The sequence below is a fragment of the Nocardia sp. NPDC057227 genome, from assembly GCF_042669725.1.
GTDB classification, from domain to species: domain Bacteria; phylum Actinomycetota; class Actinomycetes; order Mycobacteriales; family Mycobacteriaceae; genus Nocardia; species Nocardia asteroides_A.
On sequence record NZ_JBHUXA010000024.1, the window covers coordinates 1 to 25,892 of the forward strand.

Annotated in this window: 27 protein-coding genes and 1 tRNA gene; 11 read left to right on the forward strand and 17 right to left on the reverse strand. The window is 71.5% G+C overall.

The window, feature by feature from the left end:
* Positions 1-56 precede the first annotated feature (56 nt).
* Together ACFUJ1_RS26925 and ACFUJ1_RS26930 are read right to left on the reverse strand one after the other, a co-directional pair.
* Positions 57-935 carry a Bax inhibitor-1/YccA family protein gene (locus ACFUJ1_RS26925; RefSeq protein ID WP_378649899.1) on the reverse strand — a complete coding sequence of 293 codons (879 nt, stop codon included), beginning with the start codon at positions 933-935 and terminating at the stop codon, positions 57-59.
* A 94-nt stretch (positions 936-1,029) separates the two neighbouring features.
* A complete protein-coding gene (locus ACFUJ1_RS26930) occupies positions 1,030-2,178 on the reverse strand; it encodes a class I SAM-dependent methyltransferase (RefSeq protein ID WP_378649900.1) in 1,149 nt (382 codons plus the stop codon).
* A 113-nt stretch (positions 2,179-2,291) separates the two neighbouring features.
* Here ACFUJ1_RS26930 and ACFUJ1_RS26935 point away from each other — a divergent pair, with 113 nt between their 5' ends.
* Together ACFUJ1_RS26935 and ACFUJ1_RS26940 are read left to right on the forward strand one after the other, a co-directional pair.
* Positions 2,292-2,882 (forward strand): hypothetical protein, encoded by a 591-nt coding sequence (locus ACFUJ1_RS26935; RefSeq protein WP_378649901.1) that lies wholly within the window; start codon positions 2,292-2,294, stop codon positions 2,880-2,882.
* 74 nt (positions 2,883-2,956) lie between these two features.
* Positions 2,957-3,517: a DUF305 domain-containing protein gene (locus ACFUJ1_RS26940; RefSeq protein ID WP_378649902.1), complete on the forward strand. Its 561-nt coding sequence runs from the start codon at positions 2,957-2,959 to the stop codon at positions 3,515-3,517.
* 3 nt (positions 3,518-3,520) lie between these two features.
* Here the strand turns inward: ACFUJ1_RS26940 and ACFUJ1_RS26945 are convergent, their stop codons facing one another.
* Positions 3,521-3,847 (reverse strand): hypothetical protein, encoded by a 327-nt coding sequence (locus ACFUJ1_RS26945; protein ID WP_378649903.1) that lies wholly within the window; start codon positions 3,845-3,847, stop codon positions 3,521-3,523.
* A gap of 297 nt (positions 3,848-4,144) precedes the next feature.
* Here ACFUJ1_RS26945 and ACFUJ1_RS26950 point away from each other — a divergent pair, with 297 nt between their 5' ends.
* The 3 genes from ACFUJ1_RS26950 (at position 4,145) to ACFUJ1_RS26960 (ending at position 12,308) form a co-directional block, all read left to right on the forward strand.
* A complete protein-coding gene (locus ACFUJ1_RS26950) occupies positions 4,145-10,306 on the forward strand; it encodes an amino acid adenylation domain-containing protein (RefSeq protein WP_378649904.1) in 6,162 nt (2,053 codons plus the stop codon).
* A 92-nt stretch (positions 10,307-10,398) separates the two neighbouring features.
* Positions 10,399-11,940, forward strand: coding sequence for a hypothetical protein (locus ACFUJ1_RS26955; protein ID WP_378649905.1), 1,542 nt, complete (start codon positions 10,399-10,401; stop codon positions 11,938-11,940).
* Complete coding sequence (locus ACFUJ1_RS26960; RefSeq protein ID WP_378649906.1) at positions 11,937-12,308, forward strand: hypothetical protein; 372 nt, start codon at positions 11,937-11,939, stop codon at positions 12,306-12,308. Before ACFUJ1_RS26955 ends, ACFUJ1_RS26960 begins: the two co-directional genes overlap by 4 nt.
* Here ACFUJ1_RS26960 and ACFUJ1_RS26965 read toward each other — a convergent pair whose 3' ends face one another.
* On the reverse strand, positions 12,309-12,518 hold the full coding sequence (locus ACFUJ1_RS26965) for a DUF6374 family protein (protein WP_378649907.1): 210 nt from the start codon (positions 12,516-12,518) through the stop codon (positions 12,309-12,311).
* A gap of 48 nt (positions 12,519-12,566) precedes the next feature.
* Positions 12,567-13,211 carry a YdcF family protein gene (locus ACFUJ1_RS26970; RefSeq protein ID WP_378649908.1) on the reverse strand — a complete coding sequence of 215 codons (645 nt, stop codon included), beginning with the start codon at positions 13,209-13,211 and terminating at the stop codon, positions 12,567-12,569.
* 341 nt (positions 13,212-13,552) lie between these two features.
* Here ACFUJ1_RS26970 and ACFUJ1_RS26975 point away from each other — a divergent pair, with 341 nt between their 5' ends.
* Both ACFUJ1_RS26975 and ACFUJ1_RS26980 read left to right on the forward strand, forming a co-directional pair.
* The gene (locus ACFUJ1_RS26975; protein WP_378649909.1) at positions 13,553-13,906 is read left to right on the forward strand and encodes a hypothetical protein; all 354 of its coding nucleotides are present in this window, start codon (positions 13,553-13,555) and stop codon (positions 13,904-13,906) included.
* 138 nt (positions 13,907-14,044) lie between these two features.
* Positions 14,045-14,725, forward strand: coding sequence for a hypothetical protein (locus ACFUJ1_RS26980; RefSeq protein WP_378649910.1), 681 nt, complete (start codon positions 14,045-14,047; stop codon positions 14,723-14,725).
* A 6-nt stretch (positions 14,726-14,731) separates the two neighbouring features.
* Here ACFUJ1_RS26980 and ACFUJ1_RS26985 read toward each other — a convergent pair.
* The 4 genes from ACFUJ1_RS26985 to ACFUJ1_RS27000 form a co-directional block, all read right to left on the reverse strand.
* Positions 14,732-14,805 (reverse strand) — tRNA-Leu (locus ACFUJ1_RS26985).
* Positions 14,806-14,872: 67 nt separating this feature from the next.
* Positions 14,873-15,406 carry a hypothetical protein gene (locus ACFUJ1_RS26990; protein WP_378649911.1) on the reverse strand — a complete coding sequence of 178 codons (534 nt, stop codon included), beginning with the start codon at positions 15,404-15,406 and terminating at the stop codon, positions 14,873-14,875.
* Positions 15,407-15,413: 7 nt separating this feature from the next.
* Positions 15,414-16,898, reverse strand: coding sequence for an amino acid permease (locus tag ACFUJ1_RS26995; protein WP_378649912.1), 1,485 nt, complete (start codon positions 16,896-16,898; stop codon positions 15,414-15,416).
* Between the two features lie 19 nt (positions 16,899-16,917).
* Positions 16,918-18,387 (reverse strand): peptide MFS transporter, encoded by a 1,470-nt coding sequence (locus tag ACFUJ1_RS27000; protein ID WP_378649913.1) that lies wholly within the window; start codon positions 18,385-18,387, stop codon positions 16,918-16,920.
* An 86-nt stretch (positions 18,388-18,473) separates the two neighbouring features.
* On the opposite strand from ACFUJ1_RS27000, the gene ACFUJ1_RS27005 reads away from it, so the two are divergent.
* Positions 18,474-18,932: an SRPBCC family protein gene (locus ACFUJ1_RS27005; protein WP_378649914.1), complete on the forward strand. Its 459-nt coding sequence runs from the start codon at positions 18,474-18,476 to the stop codon at positions 18,930-18,932.
* A 29-nt stretch (positions 18,933-18,961) separates the two neighbouring features.
* Positions 18,962-19,957, forward strand: coding sequence for an iron-containing redox enzyme family protein (locus ACFUJ1_RS27010; RefSeq protein ID WP_378649915.1), 996 nt, complete (start codon positions 18,962-18,964; stop codon positions 19,955-19,957).
* Positions 19,958-19,966: 9 nt separating this feature from the next.
* Here ACFUJ1_RS27010 and ACFUJ1_RS27015 read toward each other — a convergent pair whose 3' ends face one another.
* Positions 19,967-20,491, reverse strand: a complete 525-nt coding sequence (locus tag ACFUJ1_RS27015) for a hypothetical protein (RefSeq protein ID WP_378649916.1) — start codon at positions 20,489-20,491, stop codon at positions 19,967-19,969.
* Between the two features lie 104 nt (positions 20,492-20,595).
* Between ACFUJ1_RS27015 and ACFUJ1_RS27020 the strand changes: the two genes are divergently transcribed.
* Positions 20,596-20,739, forward strand: coding sequence for a hypothetical protein (locus tag ACFUJ1_RS27020; RefSeq protein ID WP_378649917.1), 144 nt, complete (start codon positions 20,596-20,598; stop codon positions 20,737-20,739).
* Positions 20,740-20,788: 49 nt separating this feature from the next.
* Here the strand turns inward: ACFUJ1_RS27020 and ACFUJ1_RS27025 are convergent, their stop codons facing one another.
* Entirely contained in the window at positions 20,789-21,475 is a 687-nt protein-coding gene (locus tag ACFUJ1_RS27025) for an NAD(P)-dependent oxidoreductase (protein WP_378649918.1), read from the reverse strand.
* 71 nt (positions 21,476-21,546) lie between these two features.
* Between ACFUJ1_RS27025 and ACFUJ1_RS27030 the strand changes: the two genes are divergently transcribed.
* Positions 21,547-22,245: a TetR/AcrR family transcriptional regulator gene (locus tag ACFUJ1_RS27030; protein ID WP_378649919.1), complete on the forward strand. Its 699-nt coding sequence runs from the start codon at positions 21,547-21,549 to the stop codon at positions 22,243-22,245.
* A gap of 5 nt (positions 22,246-22,250) precedes the next feature.
* Here the strand turns inward: ACFUJ1_RS27030 and ACFUJ1_RS27035 are convergent, their stop codons facing one another.
* Genes ACFUJ1_RS27035 through ACFUJ1_RS27060 form a run of 6 tightly spaced genes read right to left on the reverse strand, consistent with a single transcriptional unit; the run spans position 22,251 to position 25,869 of the window.
* A complete protein-coding gene (locus ACFUJ1_RS27035; protein ID WP_378649920.1) occupies positions 22,251-22,469 on the reverse strand; it encodes a CDGSH iron-sulfur domain-containing protein in 219 nt (72 codons plus the stop codon).
* Positions 22,447-23,103: a HemK2/MTQ2 family protein methyltransferase gene (locus ACFUJ1_RS27040; RefSeq protein WP_378649922.1), complete on the reverse strand. Its 657-nt coding sequence runs from the start codon at positions 23,101-23,103 to the stop codon at positions 22,447-22,449. Before ACFUJ1_RS27040 ends, ACFUJ1_RS27035 begins: the two co-directional genes overlap by 23 nt.
* A 44-nt stretch (positions 23,104-23,147) precedes the next feature.
* The gene (locus ACFUJ1_RS27045) at positions 23,148-23,804 is read right to left on the reverse strand and encodes a histidine phosphatase family protein (RefSeq protein ID WP_378649924.1); all 657 of its coding nucleotides are present in this window, start codon (positions 23,802-23,804) and stop codon (positions 23,148-23,150) included.
* 3 nt (positions 23,805-23,807) lie between these two features.
* Positions 23,808-24,755 (reverse strand): exopolyphosphatase, encoded by a 948-nt coding sequence (locus ACFUJ1_RS27050; RefSeq protein WP_378649926.1) that lies wholly within the window; start codon positions 24,753-24,755, stop codon positions 23,808-23,810.
* Positions 24,752-25,279, reverse strand: coding sequence for a DUF501 domain-containing protein (locus tag ACFUJ1_RS27055; protein WP_378610318.1), 528 nt, complete (start codon positions 25,277-25,279; stop codon positions 24,752-24,754). The genes ACFUJ1_RS27050 and ACFUJ1_RS27055 overlap by 4 nt, the downstream gene beginning before the upstream one ends.
* Positions 25,276-25,869, reverse strand: a complete 594-nt coding sequence (locus ACFUJ1_RS27060; protein WP_378649928.1) for a septum formation initiator family protein — start codon at positions 25,867-25,869, stop codon at positions 25,276-25,278. The genes ACFUJ1_RS27055 and ACFUJ1_RS27060 overlap by 4 nt, the downstream gene beginning before the upstream one ends.
* Between the last annotated feature and the right edge of the window lie 23 nt (positions 25,870-25,892).

The following is a 25,892-nucleotide window of genomic DNA, read 5'->3' on the forward strand; positions in this document are numbered from 1 at the left end:
ACCGACGCGAAGCGGGGCGGTCACCGATCGGTGACCGCCCCGCTTCGCGTCGGTGACTAGTCGTTCTGGAAGTAGCTCAGCAGCCGCAGGATCTCGACGTAGAGCCAGACCAGGGTGATGGTCAGGCCGAAGGCAACGCCCCAGGCCGCCTTCTCCGGCGCCTGCGCGCGGATCAGCTGATCCGCGGCGTCGAAGTCGAGCAGGAAGCTGAACGCGGCGATCGCGATGCAGACCAGGCTGAAGATGATGGCGATCGGGCCGCCGTCCCGCAGGCCGAGGCCGCCGTCGATGAAGAAGCTCGCGACCAGGTTGCCAAGCGCCAGCACCACGACGCCGATCAGGGCGCCGACGATCATCCGGGTGAAGCGCGGCGTCACCCGGATGGCGCCGGTCTTGTAGACCACGAGCATGCCCGCGAAGACACCGAAGGTGCCGAGCACCGCCTGCCCGATCAGCGCACTGCCGCCCGCGCCGCCGAACTCGATATTGGTGAACATGAAGGACAGCGCGCCGAGGAAGAAGCCCTCCGCCACGGCGTAGGACAGCACGAGGGCCGGGTTGTCCATCTTGTTGCCGAAGGTCGCCACCAGCACCAGGACCAGCCCGATGAGACCGCCGCCGATCACGAAGGCGGGCGCCAGCGAGGTGTTGGCGTTGGTCAGGGCGTAGGAGATGACGGCGGAGACGGCGAGCACCGCGAGGGTGATGCCGGTCTTGGTCACCACGTCGTCGATCGTCATCGACCTGGTGGCCTGCGGCGCCTGGTACTGCGGCGCCTCACCGTACTGCTGCGGCGGGTACTGGCCGTGCGGCTGCTGCTGTTGCTGCTGGCCGAACTGGCCGGCACCGGCTACGCCGGAACCGAAGTTCGCGTAACCGCCCACTCCCTCCTGCCGAGGCAGGCGCCGGAAGACTGGATTGGAGGAGGTACGCAAGGGATCCCTTTCTCGAGTCCGGATCGCGTCTACTGCTGGTCCGTACAACGCCCGCCCCCCGGAAACAGTTCCCGGTCAGCGGACAATTCGGACTCTACCGTTCTACGTCCCGTAAACCACGTACCGATCTAGTCACCGTGAATTTCTGGTTGCGGGCGATCACCTCGGTGTGGCCGACCAGCCGCGCCGTCACGCCGCGGTGGTTCAGGTGGCTGTTGTAGACGGTCCACAGCTCACCGCCGGGCCGGAGCACCCGGCCCGCCGCGGCGAACATCTTGATCGCGGAGCCGGTGTGCACCGCCGCGCCGATGTGGAAGGGCGGGTTGCAGAGCACCAGGTCGGCGCTGGAGGGCGGCAGCGAGGCCATGGCGTCGTCGCGGACGACGCGGACCCGCTCGGCCACCCCGTTGGCCGCCGCCGTCGCCACCGCCGACGCCACCGCCGCCGCGGACTGGTCGGTGCCGGTGACGGTGATCCGCTGGCGCGAGCGGGCCAGCGCGACCGCCAGGATGCCGGTGCCGCAGCCCAGGTCGATCGCGTTGCGGGCGTCGGGCTTCATCCGGTCCAGGTGCCGGAGCAGGAAGCGGGTGCCGATGTCGAGTTTGGGGCCGGAGAAGGCGGCGCCGTGCGCCACCACGTCGAGGCCGAGCTCGGCCAGGTGCTCGCGCACCGGGAAGGGCGGCTCGCCCACCGGCTTCGGCCCCGACACCAGCAGCGCGCGGGACTTCTGCCGCCCCCGGCTGGCCCGCACCTCGGTGAAGCTCTCGCCGAGCACCTCGTTCATGGCCGGGGTCAGGTACTTGTCCCGGCCCGCGGCGAAGACGAGGACACCGGGGTCGGCGTACCTGGCGATGGCGTCGGCGATCTCGGCGAGCCCGGCCAGCCCGCGCGGCAGCCGGAGCAGCACGACGGTGGCGCCGGTGAGCAGCGACGGGCCGAGCGGGTGGGCGCGGTAGCGCCCGGAGAGGTCGAGCGCGCGGGCATTGGCGGCGAGCGCGAGTTCCCCGGTGAGCACGTCCTGGTGCACCCGGATGCTGTGCAGGTCGTGTGAGACGGCGGCGCCGAGGGTGAGCGCGCCGTAGCCGTCGTCGATCACCGCGACCTGGCCCGCGCCCGCGCCGGCGAGCGCATCCGCCGCCACGTCGAGCAGCAGGCGGTCGGCGGCGTCGACGGCATAGAGGTTCGCCGCCTCCACATCCGGATACCGGCGCAATCGGCCCAGCACGTCGTCCACATCGCCCACGGCTCTCAAGTGTGCTGGATCGTTGCCCCCATGTCGCACCGACCCCGCCCCCGCGAACCGCGGCGCGCGCCCAAATCCCGGAAATGCCCCGCTCGCGGGCCTACCATCGGCCGATGCGGACCCCGATGCTGCTGACGGTTCTCGCCGTGGCCGCCGTGCTCACCGGCTGTGCCGACAGCGGCTCGCCGGAGCTGGCCCCCTCCCCCGGTTCGGTCAGCACCGCGCTCGACGCCCCCACGACCACCGCCGCGCCCGAGCCGGTTCCCGCCGACGCGCAGCCGAAGCGGGGGGACAAGAGCCGCGGCGCGATGCTCACCGTCACCGGTGTCCGGATCGGCCACCACCCCGGCTTCGAGCGGGTGGTCTACGACCTCGGCGGCACCGGAACGCCCGGCTGGGTGGTCGAGTACACCGACCGGGCGGTGCAGGACGGCAGCGGAACGGTCCTCGACCTGGACGCGGAATCGGTCCTCGAGGTGCGAATCCTCGGCTCCGCCTATCCCTTCGACACCGGCGTGACCCCGTTCGACAACTCCGAGCCGGTGCGCGACCCGGAGGCGCCGGGGGTGACGGGGGTGTACCGGACCATCGTTTTCGAGGGCGAGACCCAGTCCTTCATCGGGGTGCGCGGTGACCGGCCACCCTTCGAGGTGCGCACGGCGAACAATCCGACGCGGCTGATCGTGGATATCGCGACCTCCTGACCGGCATTGATCTTCACCGCCGGAGCGGCGCCGATCCGTTCCCCGCCGGCGGGGGAGGCAGCACAGTACCCCGGGTGAAGATCATCGTCCGCCTGCTCGCGGCCGCGCTCGTCGCGGCGGCCGCGCTGCTCGCCACCGGCTGCGGTGGCGGCGATTCCGGCCCGGCTCCCGCCCCGACCACCGTGCGGAACGGCCTCGAGCGCGGGGATGTCGAGTTCCTGCAGGGCATGACCGCGCAGCAGGAGCAGTCGGCGGAGATCGCCGGGCTGGCCGCGGAGCGCGCGACGGATCAGCGGGTTCGCGACCTCGCGGTCGCGCTGCGGCAGGAGCGGGGGCCGGAGACCGCTCGGATCACCGCGCTGCTCGACGGCTTCGGCGCGAAGGCCGGTACCGGTATGGAGGGGTCGGGGCAGCTCGCGCTGCTCGGCCCCGGGCGGATCGCCGCGGTGGCGGCGGCGGGCGCGGAGTTCGACGGGCAGTGGCTGGACCTGGTGGTCGAGCACCACGGCCGCGCGGTCGCGCTGGCGCAATCCGAGCTGGCCGCTGGAATCGACGCGGAGACCCAGGCACTGGCCAGGGACATCGTCACCGCGCGGCAGGCCGGGATCGACGCCGCGCGGACCCTACGGGGCTGACGATCAGACCCGCGGCGGCACCGTCTGCCGCCACACCTCGCCGTTGAGCTCCCGGCTGCGCTCGCGCTGCTGCTGCTTCCTGCGCTGCTCGAAGACCAGGGCGGCGCCGGTCAGCACCGCGACCACCGCGATGACGACGAGGAACAGCGCGCCCTCGGACCACCCGCCGAGCGAGGTGATGGCGGCGATCACGGCGGCGAGACCGCCGATGCCGAGCAGCCCGAAGCCCGCCCAGTTCCTGGTGTCCGCGAGCGTCGAACCGGCGCCCCGCCCGCGGGCGATATCGGGGGCGCCGTCGAGCGGCGGGATCTCCCATTGCGCTTCGGTCATCACACACACCTTCGATAGTCGAGCCGTATTCGCCGGATGCCCCCGCTCGGCACCGCGAAACTGCCCCCCGCCCTTGACGAAATCCGCCCCGAACAGTGCCCGGCGCGTCCATTCGGAAAGAGCTCGACAAGCACCGCGAATTTCTGGCTACATACCAAACGGCTATGAAAAATATTCTTGCCTCGGCAAACCATCAGCGCTCGGAAAACCCCCGCACCGGGGAGCACGCAGTAGCGGGCGGTGGTCGACAGCCGTAGTATTCGGCCCGTTTAGGCCTCGCTCGACAGGACGTTCATCGTGACCAGCAGTACCCGGCACACGCCACCGTCCTCGCGCCGTGCCCGCAGCAAGCGGGCGCCCGCGGCCCGCGCGGCCACGCTCGCCGCCCTGCTCGCCGCCGCCGCCGAGCGCAATCCGGACGGTGTCGCGGTGGTCTGCGGGGACGATTCGCTGACCTACCGCGCGCTCGACGACCGCTCCACCCGGCTCGGCCGGGTGCTGCTGGCCAGGGGCGCGGCCCCCGAGGCCGCCGTCGCGGTGGCGCTGCCGCGCTCGATCGACGCCGTGGTGACGCTCTGGGCGGTGGCGAAGACCGGCGCCGCCTACGTGCCGATCGACCCCGCGCTGCCCGCCGCGCGCCTCGACTACCAGGTGCGGGACTGCGGCGCGCTGCTCGGCGTGACCGACCGGGCGCACGCCGGGTCGCTGCCGGACCGGCTCTCCTGGCTCACCGTCGACACCGCCGACACGACCGGCCTGATCGCCGCCGAAGCCGCGGACCCGATCTCCTACCTGGACCGCCCGACCGTGCTCCGGGCCTCCGATACCGCCTACGTGATCTATACCTCCGGATCCACCGGGCAACCCAAGGGCGTCGCCGTCACGCACGCCGGGCTCGCCGGGCTCTGTGTGGAACAGGTCACGCGTTTCGGCCTCACCCCGGAGGCCCGCACGCTGCACTTCGCCTCGCCCAGCTTCGACGCCTCGATCCTGGAGCTGCTGCTCGCCGTCGGCGCCGCGGCGACCATGGTGATCGCGCCGCCCACCGTGCTCGGCGGCGGCGACCTGGCCGCGCTGCTGGCCGGGCACGGGGTCACGCACGCCTTCCTCACCCCGTCCACGCTGGCCACGCTCGACCCCGCGGGCGTGCCCGCGCTGCGGGTGCTCGTGGTCGGCGGCGAGCCCTGCCCGCCTGCCCTCGCCGACCGCTGGGCGGCGCACACCGCCCTGTTCAATGCCTACGGCCCGACCGAGGCCACCGTCGCCGCGACGCTCGCGGGCCCGATGACGCCGGGCGCCCCGGTGACCATCGGCGCCGCGCTGCCCGGCGTGCAGTGCCGGGTGCTGGACACCAAGCTGCGCCCGGTCGGCGTCGGCGTTGCCGGTGAGCTCTACCTGGGCGGGCCCGGGTTGGCCCGCGGCTACCGCGGGCGGCCCGCGCTCACCGCGCAGCGCTTCGTCGCCGACGCGAACGGCGCGCTGCTCTACCGCACCGGAGACCTGGTGCGGCGCAACGGAACCGGCGATTTCGAGTACCTGGGGCGGTTGGACCGGCAGGTGCAGGTGCGCGGGTTCCGGATCGAGCTCGGCGAGATCGAGGCCGCGCTGAGCGCGCAGCCGGGCGTGCGCGCGGCGGTGGTCGTCGACCGGCGCTCGCCCGGTGGCGACACCGCGCTGGTCGCGTACCTCGAGCCGGAGCCGGGCAGCGCCCCCGATCCGGCGGCGCTGGCCGACGCGGTGGCCAGGGTGCTGCCGCGCTACATGGTGCCGAACTCGATCACGCTGCTCGACCGCATCCCGCTGACCACCTCCGGCAAGGCGGACCGCACCGCGCTGCGCGCCCGCCCGGTGGACGAGTCGCCCTACCGCCCGCCCTCCGGCGCGGGCGAGGAACTGGTGGCGCAGGCGTTCCGCGCGGTGCTCGACCGGCCCCGGGTCGGCGCCGACGACGACTTCTTCGTGGTCGGCGGCAATTCGCTGCTCGCCACCCAGGTCGCGGCCCGGCTCGGCGACGCACTGAACGCGCAGGTGCCGCCGCGGCTGGTCTTCGACCACCCGACCGTCGCCGGGCTCGCGGTCGCCGTGCGCACCGAGCTCTTCGACCCGGCCCGCGCGCCGCTGCTGCCGAGGGCGCGGCCGGACCGGATCCCGCTCTCCCCCGCGCAGCTGCGGTTCTGGCTGCGCAACCAGTTCGACACCGCCTCCGCGGTGGACAACCTCGGCTTCGCGCTCACCCTGACCGGCGCGCTCGACGTCCCCGCGCTGCACGCCGCCTTCGCCGACGCGGTGATCCGGCACGAATCGCTGCGCACCAGGTACCCGGCCGACGCCGACGGCCCGCACCAGGTGGTGCTCGACGCCGACGCGGCGCTCTCCGCGCTCCGGGTACACGAGGCAACCGCCGAACCGGACTCCCCCGCCGTCGCCGCCTGGGTGGACGAAATCCTGTGGCGCGGCTTCGATGTCGCGCGCGAGGTGCCGCTCCGGGTCGGGCTGCTTCGCACCGGCGACCGGCACGTGCTCGTCTGTGCCATGCACCACATCTGCGCCGACGGGTCGTCGCTGGCGCCGCTCGCCCGCGACATCGCGGCGGCCTACGCGGCGCGCAGCGCGGGCACCCCGCCCGCCTGGAAGCCGCCCGCCGTGCAGTACGCCGACTACTCGCTGTGGCAGCGCGAGGTGCTCGGCTCCCGCGACGACCCGGAGTCCCCGCTCGCCCGCCAGCTCGCCTACTGGAAGCAGGAGCTCGCGGGCATCCCGGACGATCTCGAGCTGCCCGCCGACCGCCCGCGGCCGGCCGTGGCCTCGCTGCGCGGCGCCTCGGTGCAGCGCGAGGCGTCGGCCGCGCTGCACGGCGCGCTGCGCACGGTGGCGCGGCGCCACAATGCCACCGTCTTCATGGTCATGCGCACCGCGCTCGCGGTGCTGATGGCCCGGCTCTCCGGCGTCACCGACGTGACCATCGGGGTGCCGATGACGAACCGGGCCGAGGCCGCGCTGGACGACGTGGTCGGCATGTTCGTCAACACCACCGTCTCGCGCACCAGGGTCGACCCCGGCGAGAGCTTCGGCGCGCTGCTCGGCCGCACCAGGGAGCGCGACCTGGCCAACTTCGCGCACTCGGAGGTGCCGTTCGAGCACGTCGTCGATGCCGTCGACCCGCTCCGCTCGCCCGGCAGGCACCCGCTCTACCAGGTCGGCTTCGCCTTCCAGAACTTCTCCGAGGCGCGCATGTCGATGGCGGGCGTCGCGTTCTCCGGGTTCGACCTGGAGACGAGGACCTCGAAGACCGACCTGCACATCGCCGTGGTGGAGTCGCGCACCGACGACGGCGCGCCCGGGCCGATCGTGGTCCGCTTCACCTACGCCACCGACCTCTTCGACGCCGCGACGGTGGAGCGCTTCGTCGGCGGCTACCTGCGGCTGCTGGAGCAGATCGCCGCCGCGCCCGGCCGGGTGGTCGGCGATCTCGACGTCATCGAGCCGGGCGAGCTGCGGCTGCTGCGCGCCTGGTCGACCGGGCCGGTGCGGGCGGTACTGACGGAATCGCTGCTCGCGCCGCTACACCGGTTCGCCGCGACCAGCCCGTCCGCCCTCGCGGTGACCGGTGCGGGCGGGTCGCTCACCTACGCGGAACTGTCCGGCGCGGTGAGCAGGCTGGCGCGCTGGCTGATCGGGCGCGGGGTCGGGCCGGAGGCGGTCGTCGCGGTGGCCATGCGCCGCTCGCTCGCGCAGTACATCGCGCTCTGCGCGGTGGTCGAGGCCGGTGGCGCGTGGGTGCCGATCGACCCGGATCACCCGGCCGAACGGATCGGCTACGTGCTGGACTCCGCCCGGCCGGTCTGCATCCTCTCCACCGGCTCGGACGCCTTCACGGCGGCCCCGGCCGAGCTGGTCGACACCCTCGACCTCTCCGGCTTCGCCGGAACCCCGGTCACCGACGCCGATCGCCTGACCCCGCTGCACCCGGACAACCCCGCCTACCTCATCTACACCTCGGGCTCGACCGGCAAGCCCAAGGGCGTGGTGATCACGCACCGCGCCATCGTCAACCAGATCGAGTGGATGCGGCACGAGTACCTGGTAACCGCCGCCGACGTCTACCTGCAGAAGACGCCGGGCACCTTCGACGTCTCGCTGTGGGGGCACTTCCTGCCGCTGCGCTCCGGCGCGACGCTGGTGCTCGCCGGGCCGGACGAGCACCGCGACCCCGGCGCGCTCTCCCGCCTGATCGCCGAATACCGCTGCACGCTCACCGATTTCGTCCCGTCCATGCTGGCTGCCTTCGCCGCGCACTGCGAACCGGCCGAGCTGAGCACGCTGCGCGACATCTTCGTCATCGGCGAGGCGCTGCCCCCGGAGACCGCCCGCGCCTTCGCGCAGCGCAGCGCCGCCCGGATCCACAATGTCTACGGCCCCACCGAGGCCGCGGTGAGCATCACCGAGCACCGGGTCGGCCCGGCCGACGACGCCGCGCTGCGGGTGCCGATCGGCGTCCCGGAGTGGAATTCCCGGGTGCTCGTGCTCGATTCGCGGCTCTGCCCGGTGCCGGTCGGCGCCGTCGGCGAGCTGTACCTGGCCGGGGTGCAGCTGGCCCGCGGCTACCACGGCAGGGCGGCGCTGAGCGCGGACCGGTTCGTCGCGAACCCGTACGACCACGCCGGGACCAGGATGTACCGCACCGGTGACCTGGTGCGCTGGAGCCCGCAGGGCGCGCTCGACTACCTCGGCCGCAGCGACTTCCAGGTCAAGCTGCGCGGGCACCGGATCGAGCTGGGCGAGATCGAGGCCGCGCTGCTCGCGCGGGCCGGGGTCGGCCAGGCCGCGGTGGTGGTGAAGACCGGCGACACCGGCGATCACCTGGTCGGCTACGTCGTCCCGGCGCCGGGCGCCGCGCTCGACCCGGACGAGCTGCGCACCGCCGTCAGCGCCGCGCTGCCCGCGTACATGGTGCCGTCGGCCGTTGTCGTGCTCGCCGAACTGCCGGTGAACACCAGCGGCAAGCTGGACCGCGCGGCGCTGCCGAGCCCGGTCTTCGCCTCCCGCTCGCTGGTCGCCCCGCGCACCCCGCTGGAGGCCACCGTCGCCGCCGCCTTCGCCGACGTGCTCGGGCTGCCCGAGGTCGGGGTGACCGACGACTTCTACGACCTCGGCGGCTCCTCGCTGCTCGCCTTCTCCCTGCACCAGCGGCTGACCAGGGATCTCGGGCGGCGGGTGCCGATGGCGGCGCTGCTCGGCGACCCGACCGCGGCGGGCGTGGCCGGCTACATCGGCGGCGCCGAGACCGCGGCCGCCGCGAGCCCCGCCGACGACGCCGTGCTCGACGACGACATCTCGCCGTTCACCATGACCCCGCGCGCCGTGCTGCTCACCGGCGCCACCGGCTTCCTCGGCGCGCACCTGCTGCGCGCACTCCTCGACCGCACCCCGGCGACGGTGTACTGCCTGGTCCGGGCCGGTTCCGAGGCGCAGGCGGTGGAGCGGGTGCTGGCGGCGCTGCGCCGGTACCGGTTGCGCGAGGACGGCTTCGAACGGGTCCGGCCGGTGCCCGGCGACCTCGCCGCGCCGCGGCTCGGCCTCGCCCCCGCCGACTACGAGCGGCTCGCCGCCGAGATCGACGTGGTGCACCACAACGGGGCTCGGGTGAACCACATCGAGCCGTACGCCAGGCTGCGCGCGGCCAACGTCGAAGGCACCCGCGAGGTGCTGCGCTTCGCCCGCACCGGCCGGATCAAGCCGCTGCACTTCGTCTCCACCATCAACACCGCCGTCCGCGCCGCCGACCGGCCGATCACCGAGGACACCAGGCTCACCGCCGACGAGCTGCCCGCGAGCGGATACATCGCGTCCAAGTGGACCGCGGAGGAGCTGGTCCGCAAGGCCGCCGAGCGCGGGCTGCCCGCCCGCATCTACCGGCCCGGCACCATCAGCGGCACCGCATCGGCCGGGGTCAACAGCACCTCCGACGCGCTGTGGAACCTGTTGCGCGCCACCGCCGTGCTCGGCATGGCGCCCGACCTCGGGGACGCCGCCGTCTCGCTGGTGCCGGTCGACTACGTCGCCGACGCCGTCGTCACCATGGCGGGGCGGGCGGGCACCGAGACCGTCTACCACCTGGTGAACCCGGAACCCGTTGCGGTGTCGGCGATCTACGACATTCTGCGGGAGCAGGGGGTACCGGTCGAGATCGTTTCCCTGGAGCGCGTGCGGGACGCCCTGGAGCGGGAATCGCGGCTCCGCGAGGCCGCGGGTGACGACACCCTCACCCGCGCCGCGCTGCTCACCACCGATTTCGCCGGGCTGCCGGTGCATCTCGACTGGCGCGACGAGCACACACAGGCGATGCTGTCAGGCACCGGCGTGCTTCGCCGACCGGTCGACCGGGAAGTTCTGGCCGCGTATGTCCGGGAATTCCTGGCGTCGGGGTTCATTCCGGCCCCGGCAGGGATACCCTCGTAGTCCGTACCGACCAGGTTTCTTATCTGACCGAGGCGGCTACCCCGTCGGTGTCACCGACCGCGAACCGTCGAATTGAAACGGAGTCCCACTCGATGTCCACCGGCAGGAACGCGCCCCGCGGGGTGACGAAGCGCGCTATCGCGGCCTTGTTGTTCTGGAAGAAGGATTCTTCGGCGGACGGTGTCGCCGATTCCGCGGGTACGGCGCCTGCCGATGGCTCCGCAGGCACTTCGGCTGTCAGCGACGCACCGGTTGCCGGGCCGACCGATTCCGCGGTCTCCGACGCACCCGTGCGCGCGGTCGAGACCGCTGAACCCCCGGCTGCCGTCGGCGCCGCTGATGCCGAAGCGGACAAGGCCGCGCCTGTCGACGGCGCGTCGGCCAAGGCCACCAAGGTCGCGCCCGTCGACGCCACGCCCGTCGAAGCCACGCCGGTCGAAGCCGCGCCTGTCGATGTTGCGCCCGTCGAAGCCACGCCTGTCGATGTTGCGCCGGCCGACGCCACGCATGTCGAAGCCGCGCCTGTCGCCGTCGCGCCTGCCAAGGCCACCGAGGTCGCGCCCGTCGAAGCCGCGCGGGTCGACGTCGCGCCGGCGCAGTCTGCCGAGAGCGCAGAGCCCGCCGCAGGCGTCGAGGGAGACAAGGTCGCGCCGACCGACGGCTTCGTAGCGGCTGCCGAGCCTGCGGGTGAGGGCCCCGCGGTGGATGCGCCGAGCACGACCACCACTGCGGACGCGCCTTCGGACGCAGCAGCCCCGGCTGCCGCCGCGACACCGCAGGCCGAGCCGACGCCGCCCGCGGCGGTCGAACCCGCGACCGCTCCGGCCAAGAAGGCCGCTCCACGCAAGAAGGCGGCAGCGAAGACGGCCGACCCGAGCGCACCGGCCAAGAAGACCGCGGCCAAGGCGGCAACCAAGGCACCGGCGAAGAAGGCACCCGCGAAGAAGACCGCGGCGGCGAAGTCCACCCCGCGCAAAACCGCCGCCCCCAAGGTGGAGGAACGCATCCTCACCGCCCGCCGCCTGGCGGACAGCACCTACCGCGACGAACAGTTCGCCACCCGCTACGAGGGCCCGATCGCCCCCTTCAACCACCTCGTCGACCGCCTCACCGAGGAAACCGGCGAACCCCTCCCCCACCTAGCCCCCATCTACGGCGGCACCGAAGCCCGAGTGCTCTCCCTCTTCCGCGACCCGGGCCCCAAGACCCGCTCCGGCCAGCAGAGCAGCGGCCTCCTCTCCCTGGAGAACGACGACCAGGCCGCCGAACGCTACCTGGAGTTCTTCCGAACCTCCGGCCTCCGCATCGGCGACCTCATCACCTGGAACGCCTACCCCTGGTACACCACCCGCAAGCCATCCACCGCCGACATCGACCGTGGCATCGCTCCCTTGGAACAGGTCATCGCCCTGCTCCCGAAGCTGAAGGTCATCCTGGCCCACGGCCTCGACGCCCAAGCCGCCTGGCGCCGCTTCGAACGCCAGCACCCCGAGGTCGCGAGCAAACTCGTCGTCATCCCGACCTACCACACCAGCAAGCAGGCGCTCTTCACCCAGGACGAAGCCGTCCGCGCCCAGCGCGAGGACAAACTGCGCAGCGATTTCGCCAAAGCCGCAGAGCACCTCGTCGAGTGACCGAGGATCTCATCGGTACCTGGAGTTCCGACTACGGGTACCACTCCTCGATGCAGGACGAAGAACTCGTGTTCCGCCCGGACGGTGAGGGTTCGGTAGCGTACGCGAGGCCCGGCTCTTCCGACTGCGTCCTGTTCCGCTGGACCCCGAGCGGCCCGGACTCCGTGCTGCTTACTCCGCACCGCTCGTACCGCGACGAGAACGGCGCGATCACCGAGCGCGACGTCCCCGCCGCGGCAGCGTTCCACTACCGCCTGGAGCAGGGCATTCGCCCGCTCCTCGACCATCCCCTTCCGGTCCTGGTCGTGATCGAGCACACCGGCTTCCTGGTCGCCGACTCCTACGCCCAGGTCACCGGCGCCCGCTGATCACCGGTGCCTGCGCGGCCGATCGCACACGTGCCGCGCAGGCTCCGCCGCGACCCCCGCATAGGCCCGCAGCGCCTCCCCGATCCGCCCCGCCGCCCGCTCCAGCTGCTCGGGCGAGAGCTGCTTGCCGAACGCGGCCGCGTCCAGCAGTTGCCGCTGCGTCTGCCGCAGTTCCTCGGTGGCCCGATCGAGTGGGGATGGCTCAGGCATGGCACGACGCTACACCCTGGCGAACATATGTTCGAGTCGATCAGCGGTTCAATTATCTCGAACGAGCCGACCCGTGTAGCCCGCCGCGAGCAGGGTGTCGAAGGCGTCGCGAACACCGGCGGGCACGTCCTGCGCGACTGCCAGCCCCCGCTCCGCGTACACCCAGATCCGCTGCGTCTCGCCGACGAGCGAGGTCAGTACCAGATCGAGGTCGCCGATCGACTCGACGTACTCGTCGAAGGGCAGTGCGGTGAACGAGCACACCGTCTCCACCTCCGGCCACACCTTCCGGCAGGTCGCGTAGCTCCGCCGCGCCTGCTGCGGCTTGCTGACGAGCGTGACCGACCGAATATCGCGTCCGGCGAGCAGCTCCCGGGAGAACTCGAGGTTCTGCCCGGTATTCGTCGCCCTCGACTCCACCAGAATCGCCTCCTCCGGCACGCCGAGATCCAGCGCGATCTCGCGGTAGTGCACCGCCTCGCCGCGCGGGAACCTGGGCGCGGTGATCGGAGTGGTGGCCCCGGTGAAGACGATCAGCGGAATCAGCCCGCGGTGATACAGCTCCGCCGCGTGGCTCGCGACGCTCGGATCATGGCTCCCCAGCCCGATCCCCACATCGGTCACCCGGTCCGCGTGCCGGAGCCGGGTGAACTCCCACAGCGTCTCGATCGCCCGCCTGAAGACTGGATCCATGCCGAACTCCGATCCCTCGCCGCGCACGTCGATACCGGCCGCTGGAGCCAGACCTTAACCTTGCGGTCCCGGCGTGCTCACCCCTCCGCCGATCAGGCGCTGATCATCGAGCCGGGCCGGATAGCCGCCGACGCCCCACTGCCGCGTCCCTACTTCGGCTCGACCCGGTGACCTCTTTCAGAAAACTCCGCACCCGGTGCAGAGTTTTTCGAACTCCACCCCGGTGACCGGAGAGGTGCTCAACCATTCGATACGGCAATCGAATTCGCTGTGAACTCGCACCGAAGAACCAGGCACGGCCACCGCCGGACTTCTACGCTCGAATCGTGACTACACAAGGGGTGAGACAGCGACGGCCGAGGTTCCGGGGAGCAGCGGCGCTCGCCGTGCTCGGCCTGTACCTCGCCGGTCTGATCAGGCTGGCGATCAGCGGAGACTGGCACGACCTGGCGGCGTCCAAGATGATCGCCATGGCGGGCATCGTCGCGGGCGTCCTCGTCATCGTGTCGGCCGGACTGCAGTACGGCCGGCCGAAGCGACCGTGGACAAGGCGCAGAAGGATCGTCACCGCGATCTTCTTCGGCGCGGTCCTGGCGGGCAATATCACCTGGTTCGTCTACCAGGACACCGGCTGGGGGCAGCTGCTCGTGCTGACGTTGCCGATCGGCACCATGCTCTTCTTCATCCTCGACTGACCGCGGTGCTTGGCTACCGCTCGGCATCGAGCGGGAACCGGGCGTTCACGGTCGCGCACGAGGCCGAGTGTGAAGGCCCCGGCCCTGGGATCATCGAGGTCGGCGCTCGACATCGGCGCCGGTGGGAGGAGATCGCGGATGACCAAGCTGCGCCGGTTCTGGATCGAATTCGACCCGCAGGAGTCGTTCGACGCCCGGTTCTGGCAGGGCGTCGGCGTGACCGGCTTCGACGTGCTGGATTGCCTGTCGATGGTCGCGGATCTTTTCCCCGACGGACTGATGCCACCCGTGCACCGAATCACCGCCGACATCTCGCTGGCCGAGCCGCTGCCGGTGAATCCCCACCATTTCGGAGTCTCGGTGTGGCGCGGCGTGTGGTATCCACCCGTAAATCTCGGACTCGGGCCGACCCACGACATCGACCGAAGGGGTGCGCCCACCGACTACCCGCCGCCCGTCACAGCGGCAAACGGCCGAGTGCGGGCCGGCGAAACTCCGCGCACCAAAACCACGTGGTGGGACGAGATCCCGCACATCAATGGCCTGCAGTGGCCGCTGGTGGACATGCACCGCGCAGAACGCGGCCGTGGATGGCCGCATCACGCCCCGGCGCTACGCGCTGCCTGCGCCACGGATTCGGCCTACGGGGCCCTGGTGCGCGAAGCGCTCGACTACATGATCGCGTGGCGCCCGACACCGGACGAATGGTTCGATCCCACCGAAACCAGGTTCGCCGATCAGCGGGAACTCGACGAGTACCTGCGAGCCTTCCGCGCCTACCTGTTCGAAGGCGGAGAAAACTACGCACGACCTGTATGAATTCGGTGCCCCCAGTCGGACTCGAACCGACACTTGGCGGATTTTAAGTCCGCTGCCTCTGCCAATTGGGCTATGGGGGCGCCCCGGAGAAGAGTACCGGACCCGTACGCCTGTACCGGAATTCGACCGCCGGGTCCGATACCGAACTCACACCGCGGGGTCGGCGCGGATGAAGAAGCAGGAGTCGACGATGACGGCGGCGGCGGGGAGGCCGTGCACGTCGGCGACTTCGCGGAGGTCGGGGCCGACCCGCGGGTCGGTGGTCAGCGCGCACAGAGCGATCTGGAGTGCTTCACCGAGGCCGGTGAGGTGCTCGGCGATGGTGACGGCGTCGGCGGGGCCGAGTTCGTCCCAGCCGAGGGGAGTGCGGGTCTGCACGCGGTGCCTGCGCAGGGTGTCTTCGCCGAGCAGCTTCATGAACTCGATGGCACCGGTGAGGCAGCGCTGGTGCACGGCGCGGTACTCGGGGCAGGGCTTGCCGCGCTCGACCATGACGGCGGCGACGGTGGCGGCGGTGAAGAGCGCGTCGCAGGCGCGGGCGGCCGCGGCCTCCGGCTCCCGGCGGTGGTCGCAGAGGCCGGTGGCGACGGCGTCGATCCAGTCGTTGACCTGCGTGACCCCGGGGAGACGGCGCGGAACGGGCTGCGGTTCGCGGGAGCGCCGTCTCCACAGGTTTCGCATGATGCCTCTATTCCGAAGCGGGACTCGATGTCGCCGTGCGATTGAGCAGGGAATGCCGTCGTCCGTAGGCAAAATACACCAGCAGGCCGATCGCCATCCACAGCAGGAAGCGCACCCAGGTCTCGACCGAGAGGTTGACCATCAGCCACAGGCAGGCGAGCACGCCGAGGATCGGGACGAACGGCACCAGCGGCACCCGGAAACCGCGCTCCAGCTCCGGCCGGGTGCGGCGGAGCACGAGCACTCCGATGGCGACCAGCACGAACGCGAAGAGCGTTCCGATGTTCACCATCTCCTCCAGCGTCCCGAACTGGACGAAGCCGGCCAGCAGCATGCAGACGACGCCGACCAGCACGGTGAGCCGGGCGGGGGTGCCGAAGCGGCCGGTCTTGGCGAGCCCGCGCGGCATGAGGCCGTCGCGGGACATCGCGAAGAGCACCCGGGTCTGGCCGAGGAAGAGCACCATGACCACGGTGGTGAGGCCGGCCAGCGCGCCGATGGAGATCACCTTCTGCGCCCAGTCCGCGCCGTTCAGCGCGAAGGCGGTGGCGAGCGTGGAGTCGTCGCCGGCCAGCTCGGTGTAGGGCACCATGCCGGTGAGCACCAGCGAGACCGCCACGTACAGCACGGTCACGATAGCCAGCGAGCCGAGGATGCCGCGCGGGACGGCGCGCTGCGGGTCCTTGGTCTCCTCGGCGGTGGTGGCGACGACGTCGAAGCCGATGAAGGCGAAGAACACCAGGCTGGCCGCGGCGAGCAGCCCGTACCAGCCGAAGTTGCTGCTCCCGGCGCCGGTGACCCAGGAGAAGAGCGACTGGTGCAAGCCGCCCTCGCCCTCGCCCGGCTGCGACGGCGGAATGTAGGGCGAGAGGTTGTCCTTGTCGAAGTAGGTCAGCCCGACCACGACCACCAGCGCGATCACGCCGAGCTTGATGGCCACCGCGATGGCCGAGACCCGGGACGACACCTTGGTGCCGACGACGAGCAGCACGGTGAGCACCGCGAGCAGAACCACCGCGCCCCAATCGAATTCGACCGAGCCGAGGTGGATCACCGGCTCGATCCCGGTGAACACCTCGCCCAGGTACTGCGACCAACCCTTGGCCACCACGGAGGCGGCGAGCGCGAACTCCAGGATCAGGTCCCAGCCGATGATCCAGGCGACCAGCTCGCCGAAGGTGGCGTAGGAGTAGGTGTAGGCGCTGCCCGCGACCGGGACGGTGGAGGCGAACTCGGCGTAGCAGAGCGCGGTCAGCCCGCAGGCGACGGCGGCGAAGACGAAGGCCAGCGAGACCGACGGCCCGGCGACATTGCCCGCGGTGCGCGCGGTCAGCGTGAAGATGCCCGCGCCGACCACGACGGCGACGCCGAAGACGGTGAGGTCCCACGCGGTCAGGTCCTTGCGGAGCTTGGAGTCGGGGTCGTCGGTGTCGCGGATGGACTGCTCGACCGATTTGGTCCGGAACAATCCGCCGGTGCGGGTCGTGCTCATGGTGACTCCGTTCCTCGCATCAATGCACGCCCTCCATGTGCCTGCGCACCCACGGTGCGAGGGCGGCCATGATCAGGCCCGCGACGACGGCGACCGCGCCGATCAGCCCGAAGTACGCGAATTCCCGGTCGGTCTCGTAGAACCCCGCCAGCACGCCCGCCATCGAGGTGCCGAAGCCGACCGAGAAGAAGTAGAGCGCCATCATCTGCGCGCGGAACGCCTCCGGCGCCAGCTGGGTGGTGACGGCCAGCCCGATCGGCGAGATCAGCAGCTCGGAGACGGCGAAGCCGGCCATGATGAGCAGCACGAATACCGCCGGGGTGCTGCGCCCCTCGCCCCCGGCGAACAGCAGGAACAGCCAGAACGAGAGCCCCATGCCGAGCACGCCGAGCGCGAACTTGAGCGGGGTGCCCGGCGCGCGGCTGCCGAGCCGGGTCCAGAGCAGGGCGAAGAGCGGGGAGAGCGCGATGATCCACACCGGCTCCACCGAACCGATCCAGCTGGACGGCGCGGTCCAGCCGAAGATGGACCAGTTCATCCGCTCGTCCGAGTACACCGCGAGCACCGTGAAGATCTGCTGGAACAGCGACCAGAACACCGCGTTGGCGATGAACAGCGGGATGAAGGCGCGCACCCGGGTGCGCTCCACCGGGGTCACCTTGGGGCTGCGCAGGATGATCGCGAAGTAGAGCACCGAGGCGACGGCGATCACGCCGGTGGTGACGTCGGCGAGGTTGCTCAGCCGCACCCAGCCGAGCAGCCAGACCACCGCGACCAGCGCGGCGACCCCGACCAGCACCCCGGCGATCCGCCCGATCTGCCCGCGCGGCAGCGGGTTCGGCACCTCGCGCCCCGCGGTGCCGAGGTTGCGGCGGAAGATCACGTACTGGGTGAGGCCGAGCGCCATGCCGATCGCGGCGGCGCCGAAGCCGTAGTGGAAGCCCCACTCGCGCTGCAGCAGCCCGGTGAGCAGCGGGCCCGCGAAGGCACCGAGGTTGATGCCCAGGTAGAAGAGGGTGAAGCCGCCGTCCACCCTGGCATCGCCCTTGGGGTAGAGCGTGCCGAGCAGCGAGGAGGCGTTCGCCTTGAGCGCGCCGCTGCCGAGCGCGACCAGCACCAGCCCGACGCCGACCCCGGCCAGCCCCGGCAGCACGGCGAGGGCGATGTGCCCGGCCATCACGACGACGCCGCCGTAGAAGACCGTCCGCTCCATTCCCAGCAACCGGTCGGCGATCCATCCGCCGAGTACCGTGGAGAGGTAGACGAGGCCGCCGTAGGCGCCGACGATGCCGACGCCCGTGTCCTGCGAGAGCCCGAGCCCGCCGTCGGTCACCGAGTAGTACAGGTAGTAGCCGAGAATGGTGAGCATGCCGTAGAAGGAGAAGCGCTCCCACAGCTCGACACCGAACAAGTTGGTCAAGCCGATCGGGTGCCCGAAGAAGGTGCGCTCCGGAACTTCCGCTTGCTCGATATTCGCTGTATCGGCCATGCGCCACACCTTCCCATACCGCCCGACTCGGTCCGGTAGGCCACTCCGGCCGGTTTCACCCGGCCGGGCGAGGGCATTCGGCCCCCGTGATCGAGATCGGTATCACCGTGGAAGTACCCATCGACGAGGCGTTCGCCACATTGACCGACGGATGGCTCTACTCGTCGTGGGTCGTCGGCGCCTCGCACATCCGCGCGGTCGACCCGGAGTGGCCCGCGGTCGGCTCGCGCATCCACCACAGCGTCGGGCCGTGGCCGCTCACCATGCAGGACCACACCACCGTTCGCGCTGTTCAGCAGCCCTATCAACTGGAGCTGGAAGCTCGGCTGTGGCCGTTCGGCGCCGCCTACATCCGGTTGCGGCTGCACGAGGAGGGGCCGGGCCGCACCCGGATCGAGATGGCCGAGAAAGCTGTCAAGGGGCCCGGCGTGCTGGTGCCCGATCGCGTGCAGGGGGTGCTGCTGACGCCGCGCAATCGGGAGTCGCTGCACCGGCTCGCCGATCTGATCAACGGGCGGGCGGACAAGGGGTCCGGGGTCAGGTAGAGCTGGGTTTATCCGGGTAGTCGGCCACTATGACGACCAGCGTTCGCACCCGTCTCGCCCTGCCGCGTGCCCGGGGTGCGCTCTCCGAAGCCGTGCTCACCGCGCTGCGCTCGGAGCCGGGTACTTCCGTTTCCGTGCCCGCGGGTGAGGTCGATCCGTACGGCGATGATCTGCATCTCGCGCTCTACACGCTGTACGAGCTGCACTATCAGGGGTTCGACGGGGTCGCGTCCGGCTGGGAGTGGGATCCCGGGCTGCTCGCATTTCGCGCTGAGTTGGAGCGCCGGTTCCTGGCGGCTATGCGGGCCGATGTGCCCGGTGGGGATGATCTCGACGCCGAACTGAACGCGCTGCTGGTGCAGCCGGGTGAGCCGGCCGGGGTCGGGGCCTTTCTGCTGGAGCGGGCCGAGTGGTGGCATGTGCGGGAGTACTTCACGCATCGGTCTATCTATCACCACAAAGAGGCGGATCCGTACGCCTGGGCTATTCCGCGGTTGCGGGGTCAGGCGAAGGCTTCCCTGGTCGCCGTGGAGTTCGATGAGTACGGGGGTGGGCACGCCGACCGCGTGCACGCCAAGCTCTACGCAGACCTGATGGCTGCGGCCGGACTGGACGACGGGTACCTGCACTACCTGGACGTGGTGCCCGCGCCGATGCTGGCGCTGGTGAACATGATGTCGCTGTTCGGGCTGCACCGGGAATTGCGCGGGGCGCTGGTCGGGCACTTCGCGACGGTGGAGATCACGTCGTCGCCGGGGTCGCGGCGCATGGTTTCGGTGCTGGAGCGGCTGGACGCGGCGCCGGAGTGCGTGCGCTTCTATGCCGAGCACGTCGAGGCCGATGCGGTGCATGAGCAGGTCATGCGGCATCAGGTGATCGCACCGCTGGTGGCCGAGGAGCCGGAGCTCACCGAGTCGGTGGTGTTCGGGATCCAGGTGACGAACCTGCTCGAGGAGCAGGTGGATCGGGTGCTGCTGGAGGCGTGGGAGGCGGGGAGGAGTTCCCTGCTCGAGCCGTTGGAGTAGGCAATGGCCTCAGCCCGACGGGCTCATGTCCGGATCTACTCGTCGAAGCGCAGAGGCCAGCCACTCGGTGCGACGGTGTGCGGGCGGCATCTCCGACAGACCTTCGGTCGCTTCCTCCACTGCCCGGGCATTGTCGCCCAGTAGCGACAGCACCCCGCCGCGCTGCACCGCGGCGAATCCCGGGGTCCACCAGTACATCGCCGCAGGAGGCTCCATGCCGTTCGCCTCGGTCGTTGCCGCGTCCGCTGCGAGCAGAGTCCGATATGCGTCCTGCGGCTCGCCGCGGGCAGCCGATAGTTCCGCGCGACGCATCTGCGCGTAGGCAACGAGCGCTGGGTGCGCACCTCGGACCGCCAGCGCCGCCTCCGAAAGCCCGGTGACCGCGGCGTAGTCCCCCGTCGCGCTCCACTCCACGTATCCGGCGAACCCGAGTCCGTGGATCAGCCGATCCCGATCGCCGGACACCACGGCCTTCCGGTTCCCGATCGGTCGGCACGGCACCAGGTTGCTGGAGCAAGCCAGGATGCTCGCCATGTTGCACCGCGTGCGCGGCCACTCCGCGGGCTGCGGAGCCGAATTCGAGGCGAGCCGCATGGCGCTGCGTTGTCAGATCGCGGAATGGATCATCGGGCACACCGATGCACAGCCCGGCACCGCCGAGCGCCGAGGAGTTGCATGCCGCTTGGTTCGACGTCGGCTATCTGGCTACGCACTGGGCGGACCTGGTGGCCGAGGTGGTCGACGGGCAGCCACCGGTGCCGTGGCCGCTGGAACGCCGGTGATCCTGTTCGGCGCGGCCGCGCAGCGCCGCCGGAGCCTGCGCCTCGCGCATCAGGCGGCGGCGACCGTGAACCTGCGCTGCACGAACCGTGCCCCCTCCACCTCGTCGAGCAGCGCCACTGCCAGGTCCTCCGCCGAGATGTCGGCGTCCCCGGCCAGCAGCTGGTCACCGCCAACCCGGTACCGGCCGGTGCGCTCGCCCGGCTCGATCAACCCGGACGACGGGCTCAGATACGTCCAGTTCCGATTCGACCGCCGATAGACGTCCAGCGCCTCGCGCAGCGCCAGTACCACCGCGCGGTACTGGGCGGGCACCCCGAGCCGTTCGGTCAGCACCGCGGTGAAATCCGCTCCGGTATCGACCAGTTGGAGTCCGGGTGCCACCTCCAGACTGCCGCCACCGCCGACCACGACGAGCCGCACACCGGGGTGCCGGTGCAGCGCCGCCACCATCGCGTGTGCTCCGGCCACGAAATCGTCGGCGTGCGCGATGGTGTCGGCGACGCCGTGCCCGACGTTCACCGCGCTGATCACCACGTCCAGCTCGGCGATCGCGGCGGCGATGCCATCCGCGTCCAGCCAGTCCGCGACCACCCGCCGAGCCGTTCCGAGCCCGTCCGGGAGGCGCGCGGCGTCCCGCGCGAACGCCGTCACCTCGTGGTCGCGCCGCTCTGCCTCCCGCACCACCCGGCCGCCGATCACCCCGCTGGCTCCGAAAACCCCGATCCGCACAGTCACCACTCCTCACTACTACACGCCGTTCAGTAACTACACGGGTTATAGTATCCGCACGCTGTAGGGTGTCAACCGTGGCCGAAGTGAGGAACCGCCGGGAACGGTTGCGTGCGGAGACGGTGGCGGAGATCAAGGGCACCGCCCTCCGGTTGCTCACCGAAGGCGGGCCGGACGCGATCACCCTGCGCGCCATCGCCCGGGAGATGGGAATGACCGCGGGTGCGCTCTACGGCTACTTTCCCACCCGCGACGATCTGATCAGCACCCTGATTTCCGACGTCTACACCGAACTGGTGGTTCTGCTCGAGGCCGCGCGCGATTCGGTGCCCGCCGACGACCCGGGCGGGCGCATCGTGGCCTGGGGCGAGGCGGTGCGCGGTTGGGCGGTGGCACACCCGGCCGGGTTCCGGCTGATCTACGGGGACCCGGTCGCGGGGTACCGGCCGCCGCCCGGCGGCCCGGCGCGCGGCGCCGAGCTGCGCGCCTGCGACGGCTTGGTCGGCTTGGCCGCCGCGGCGTGGCCGCGTGCGAAGCGGACGCAGTCCGAGGGCGATTCGACCTGGTCGGATTTCGATCGCGAGCTCGCCGAACAAGTGCGCACCGGCTATCCCGACCTGCCCCCGGCCGCACTGGCGCTCGCGCTGCGCATGTGGGGCCGGATGCACGGCCCGATCGCGCTGGAGGTGTACGGGCACCTGCGTCCGCAATCGCAGAATCCGGGCAAGCTCTTCCGCATCGAGCTGCTCGACCTGGTGCGCTCGCTCGGCCTGTAGCCGCTTCAGTCCTCGGTGCGCCGGGCGCGGCGGCGGTGGCTGGTGTCGCAGAGGGGGTAGATGTCGCTGCGGTGGCAGCGGCAGAGGGCGACCAGGAAGCGGTCGGACTTCACGACCGAGCCGTCCTCCCCGATGATCTCCACCGGCCCCTCGATCAGCGCCGGACCACCCTGCTCCAGGGTGACCCGCCGCCGCTCCGGCTCACTGTTCGATGCGGTCGGCACGGATCACCACCAGCTCCTCCACCCGCTGCCCGGGCGCGATGAGCCCGGCCCCCTCCAGCCACTCCGCGCGGCCGCGCATGACCGGGCCGAAGGGGGTGAGCGAGCGGGCGACGGTGGACGCCTTGAGGCCGGATTCCCGGAGCATGCGCAGGGTGCGCTGCTCGTCGGAGAGTTCGGAGTGGACGAGCAGGGCGACGCCGTTGGGGGCGAGCAGGGTGGGCAGCGTCGCGCAGAGGTCGTCCAGGACCGAACGGCCGTCGAAGCCGGCGTCCCAGGCCCGGTCCAGCCCACGGGCCGGGTCGGGGTCGGCGCACGGGACGTAGGGCGGGTTGGAGAGGACGACGTCGAAGGTGCGGTCGCGGAGCACCTCGCGGAAGTCGCCGCGGAGCAGCTCGATCGGGAGACCGCGCGCCCGGCTGTTGAGCCAGACGGTGGAGACGGCTCGGCGGGAGATGTCGACGGCCGTGACCTCTGTGGCTCCGGCGCGGGCGGCCGTGAGGGCCAGGGCGCCGGTTCCGGTACAGATGTCGACCACCCGCGGGTTCCGGGGCAGGGCGGCATCGGCGAGGGCCCGGGCCAGCAACCAGGTATCGGCTTGCGGGCGGTAGACGCCCGGTAGTCGGAGGAGGCGCACGAACCGCGAATACCTCCCATGATCAGCTCGAAACCAGGGAGGTTTCAGCTGGTCAGATGGGTTCGGTCGTCGTACGAGAGCAGGTGGAAGCCGGAGCCGGGGTCGCGGCGCCAGGAGGTGACCGAGCCATTGCCCGCCAAGCCGCGCTCGGCCAGCGCGAGGATCTCCGCGTTCGGGAGCCGCTCCAGGACTTGGCGGAGCATGAGGACGACGGCGTCGTGCGCGACGATCAGCACCCGCTCGGGACCGGGCTCCAGCAGTTCGGTGACGACGGCGCCGACCCGGTCGGCCACGTCACGAAAAGACTCGCCATCGGGCGGGCGGTAGCCGAGTGGGTCGCGGTCCTCGGCGGCGGCCTCGTCGGGGTGCAGGAGCCGGGCACGCGCCTGCGACATCACGCGGAACTGCCCGCGGTCGCGGTCGTGCAGGCGGTCATCGATGCGGAACTCCGGGGGTGAGCGAAGCTCGGCGGCGGCGATCTCCCAGGTGCGGCGGGCGCGCGGGTACGGGGAGCAGAGCACCAGGTCCGGGAGCTCGTCGGGCGGGAGCGCGGCGAAGCGGCGGCCGACGTCGAGCGCCTGCCGCTCGCCGAGCTCGGTCAGGAAGACCTCCGAGTCGGGCAGATAGGGCCGTGCCACGGCGGGACCGGCGGCGTTGATCGGCGTCTGGCCGTGCCGGACGGCTTCCAGGTAGCGCAGCACGGGTCAGGCGATGGAGAGGGCGATCCCGTCGAGGATGTCGTGCTCACTGACCACGAGCTCGGAGATCCCCGCCCGTCGGGACAGCTCATCGGCGAGCACCCGGACGATGAGCGCACCCCCGCCGATCACATCCACCCGACCCGGGTGCACCGGCCCGAGCGCGGCCCGCTGATCGTGGTCTAGCGAGGTGAGCCGATCCGACACCGCGTGCACCTGCTCCAGCGAGAGCCTGCTCAGGTGCACCTTCGACGCGTCGTACTCGGGAAGTTCCAGCGCGACCGCCGCGATGGTGGTCATGGTCCCGGCGACTCCGACCCAGGTCCGCGCCTCCTCCACCGGCACGGCGGCGAAGGCAGCGGCGAGCCGCTCGGCGGCGAACTCACGGGCAGCCGCGAGCTGGTCGGGAGTCGGCGGATTCCCCGGCATGCTCCGCTCGGTGATGCGCACGCACCCGATATCGGCGGAGAAGGCGGCGCGCACCCCGTCGGCGTCGCCGAAGACCAGCTCGGTGGAGCCACCGCCCAGGTCGACCACCACGTACGGTGCCTCGTCGGCGGCGAGCTCGCCGATGGCGCCGGAGAACGACAGCCTGGCCTCCTCGTCCCCGGTGATGACCTCGGCCTCGGCGCCGGGCACGACGGTGCCGAGCAGCTCGCGCGCCATACCGAAGAAGTCCTCGCGATTCGAGGCGTCGCGGGTGGCCGAGGTGGCGACCATGCGCACCTTGTCGACCTTCGCCTCCCGCATGGTGGCGGCGTAATCGGCCAGCGCGACCCTGGTGCGTTCGATGGCCTCGGGCGCGAAGGCCCCGGTGGCGTCGACCCCCTGGCCGAGCCGGACGATCCGCATCTCGCGGTGCACGTCGGCGAGGGTGCCGTCCGGCTGCACGTCGGCGATCAGCAGGCGGATGGAGTTGGTGCCGCAGTCCACGGCCGCTACCCGGTTGCTCATGCCTCGTTCTCCTCTCGCAGGACCCGGTACTCGGGCCAGTCGGCGGGGACCGCGGTGCCGCGCAGCCCGTGCTCGGCGGCGAGCGCCACCGACTCGTCGCCCAGCGGGTTCACGCCGGGCCCCTTGGCCAGCGCGTGCGCGATCAGCACGTGCAGGCACTTGACCCGGTCCGGCATGCCACCGCCGGTGAAATCGGTGCCGAGCGGCTCGATCTCGTCGCGCTCGGCGAGGTAGCTCTCGTGCGCGGCGCGGTAGGCGGCGGCCAGCGCGGGGTCGGCGGTGAGCCGCTCGGTCATCTCGCGCATGACACCCGCCGACTCCTGCCTGCTCGCCTCGGCGGTGAGCCGGGGGTCGGTCAGGTAGTAGAGCGTCGGGAAGGGGGTGCCGTCCGGGAGCTTGGGGGCGGTGCGCACGACCGCGGGCAGCCCGTCCGGGGTGCGGTAGGCGATGCCGAGCACCCCGCGGGGCTCCCGGCCCAGCTGCCGGGCGACGATCTCCAGGTCGTGCTGGGTGGGGGCGGTCACCGGGGTCCTTCCGGGGTGGGGGCTGGCTGGTCGAGGGTGCGCCAGAGGTCGGTGTACCAGGGGTCGGGTTCGCGCGAGCGGGTCGGCGCGGCGGCGACCGGCGGCGCCTCGATGCCGGGCACCTGCACGATGTAGGGGGTCTCGCCGGGCAGGACGAGCCGCAGCCGGTCCCTGGCCTCGGCGCGGATGTAGGCCGGATCCTGCTGCTGCACACGACGATCGCGCAGCTCCGCGACATCGGCCTCCAGCAGCTGCCGGTCCTTGGCGAGCTGCACGGCCTCGGCGCGCTGGGAGAAGTAGGTGCGCATCGGCACCGCGAGGGTGAGCCCGAGCCCGAAGACCACCATGGCCAGGATCACCGCCCGGCCGGTGGAGAGGCCGAGGAAGGTGCGCTCCGGCCGGTCGGCGCGGCGGGAGCGGCGGCCACCCTCACCGAGCTTCCGCTCGCGCTTCTTCTCCGATTCCGCGCGCCTGCGCGGCGCCCGGCTCGCGGCGGCGTGATCGGCGGCGGGGCGGGAGCGGGCGGACCGCGACGTGCGCCGATCGCCCCGGCCACCGGGGCCGGCGCCGCGCGTCCGCCGCTCCGTCATCCCTTACCGCCGATCACCGATCC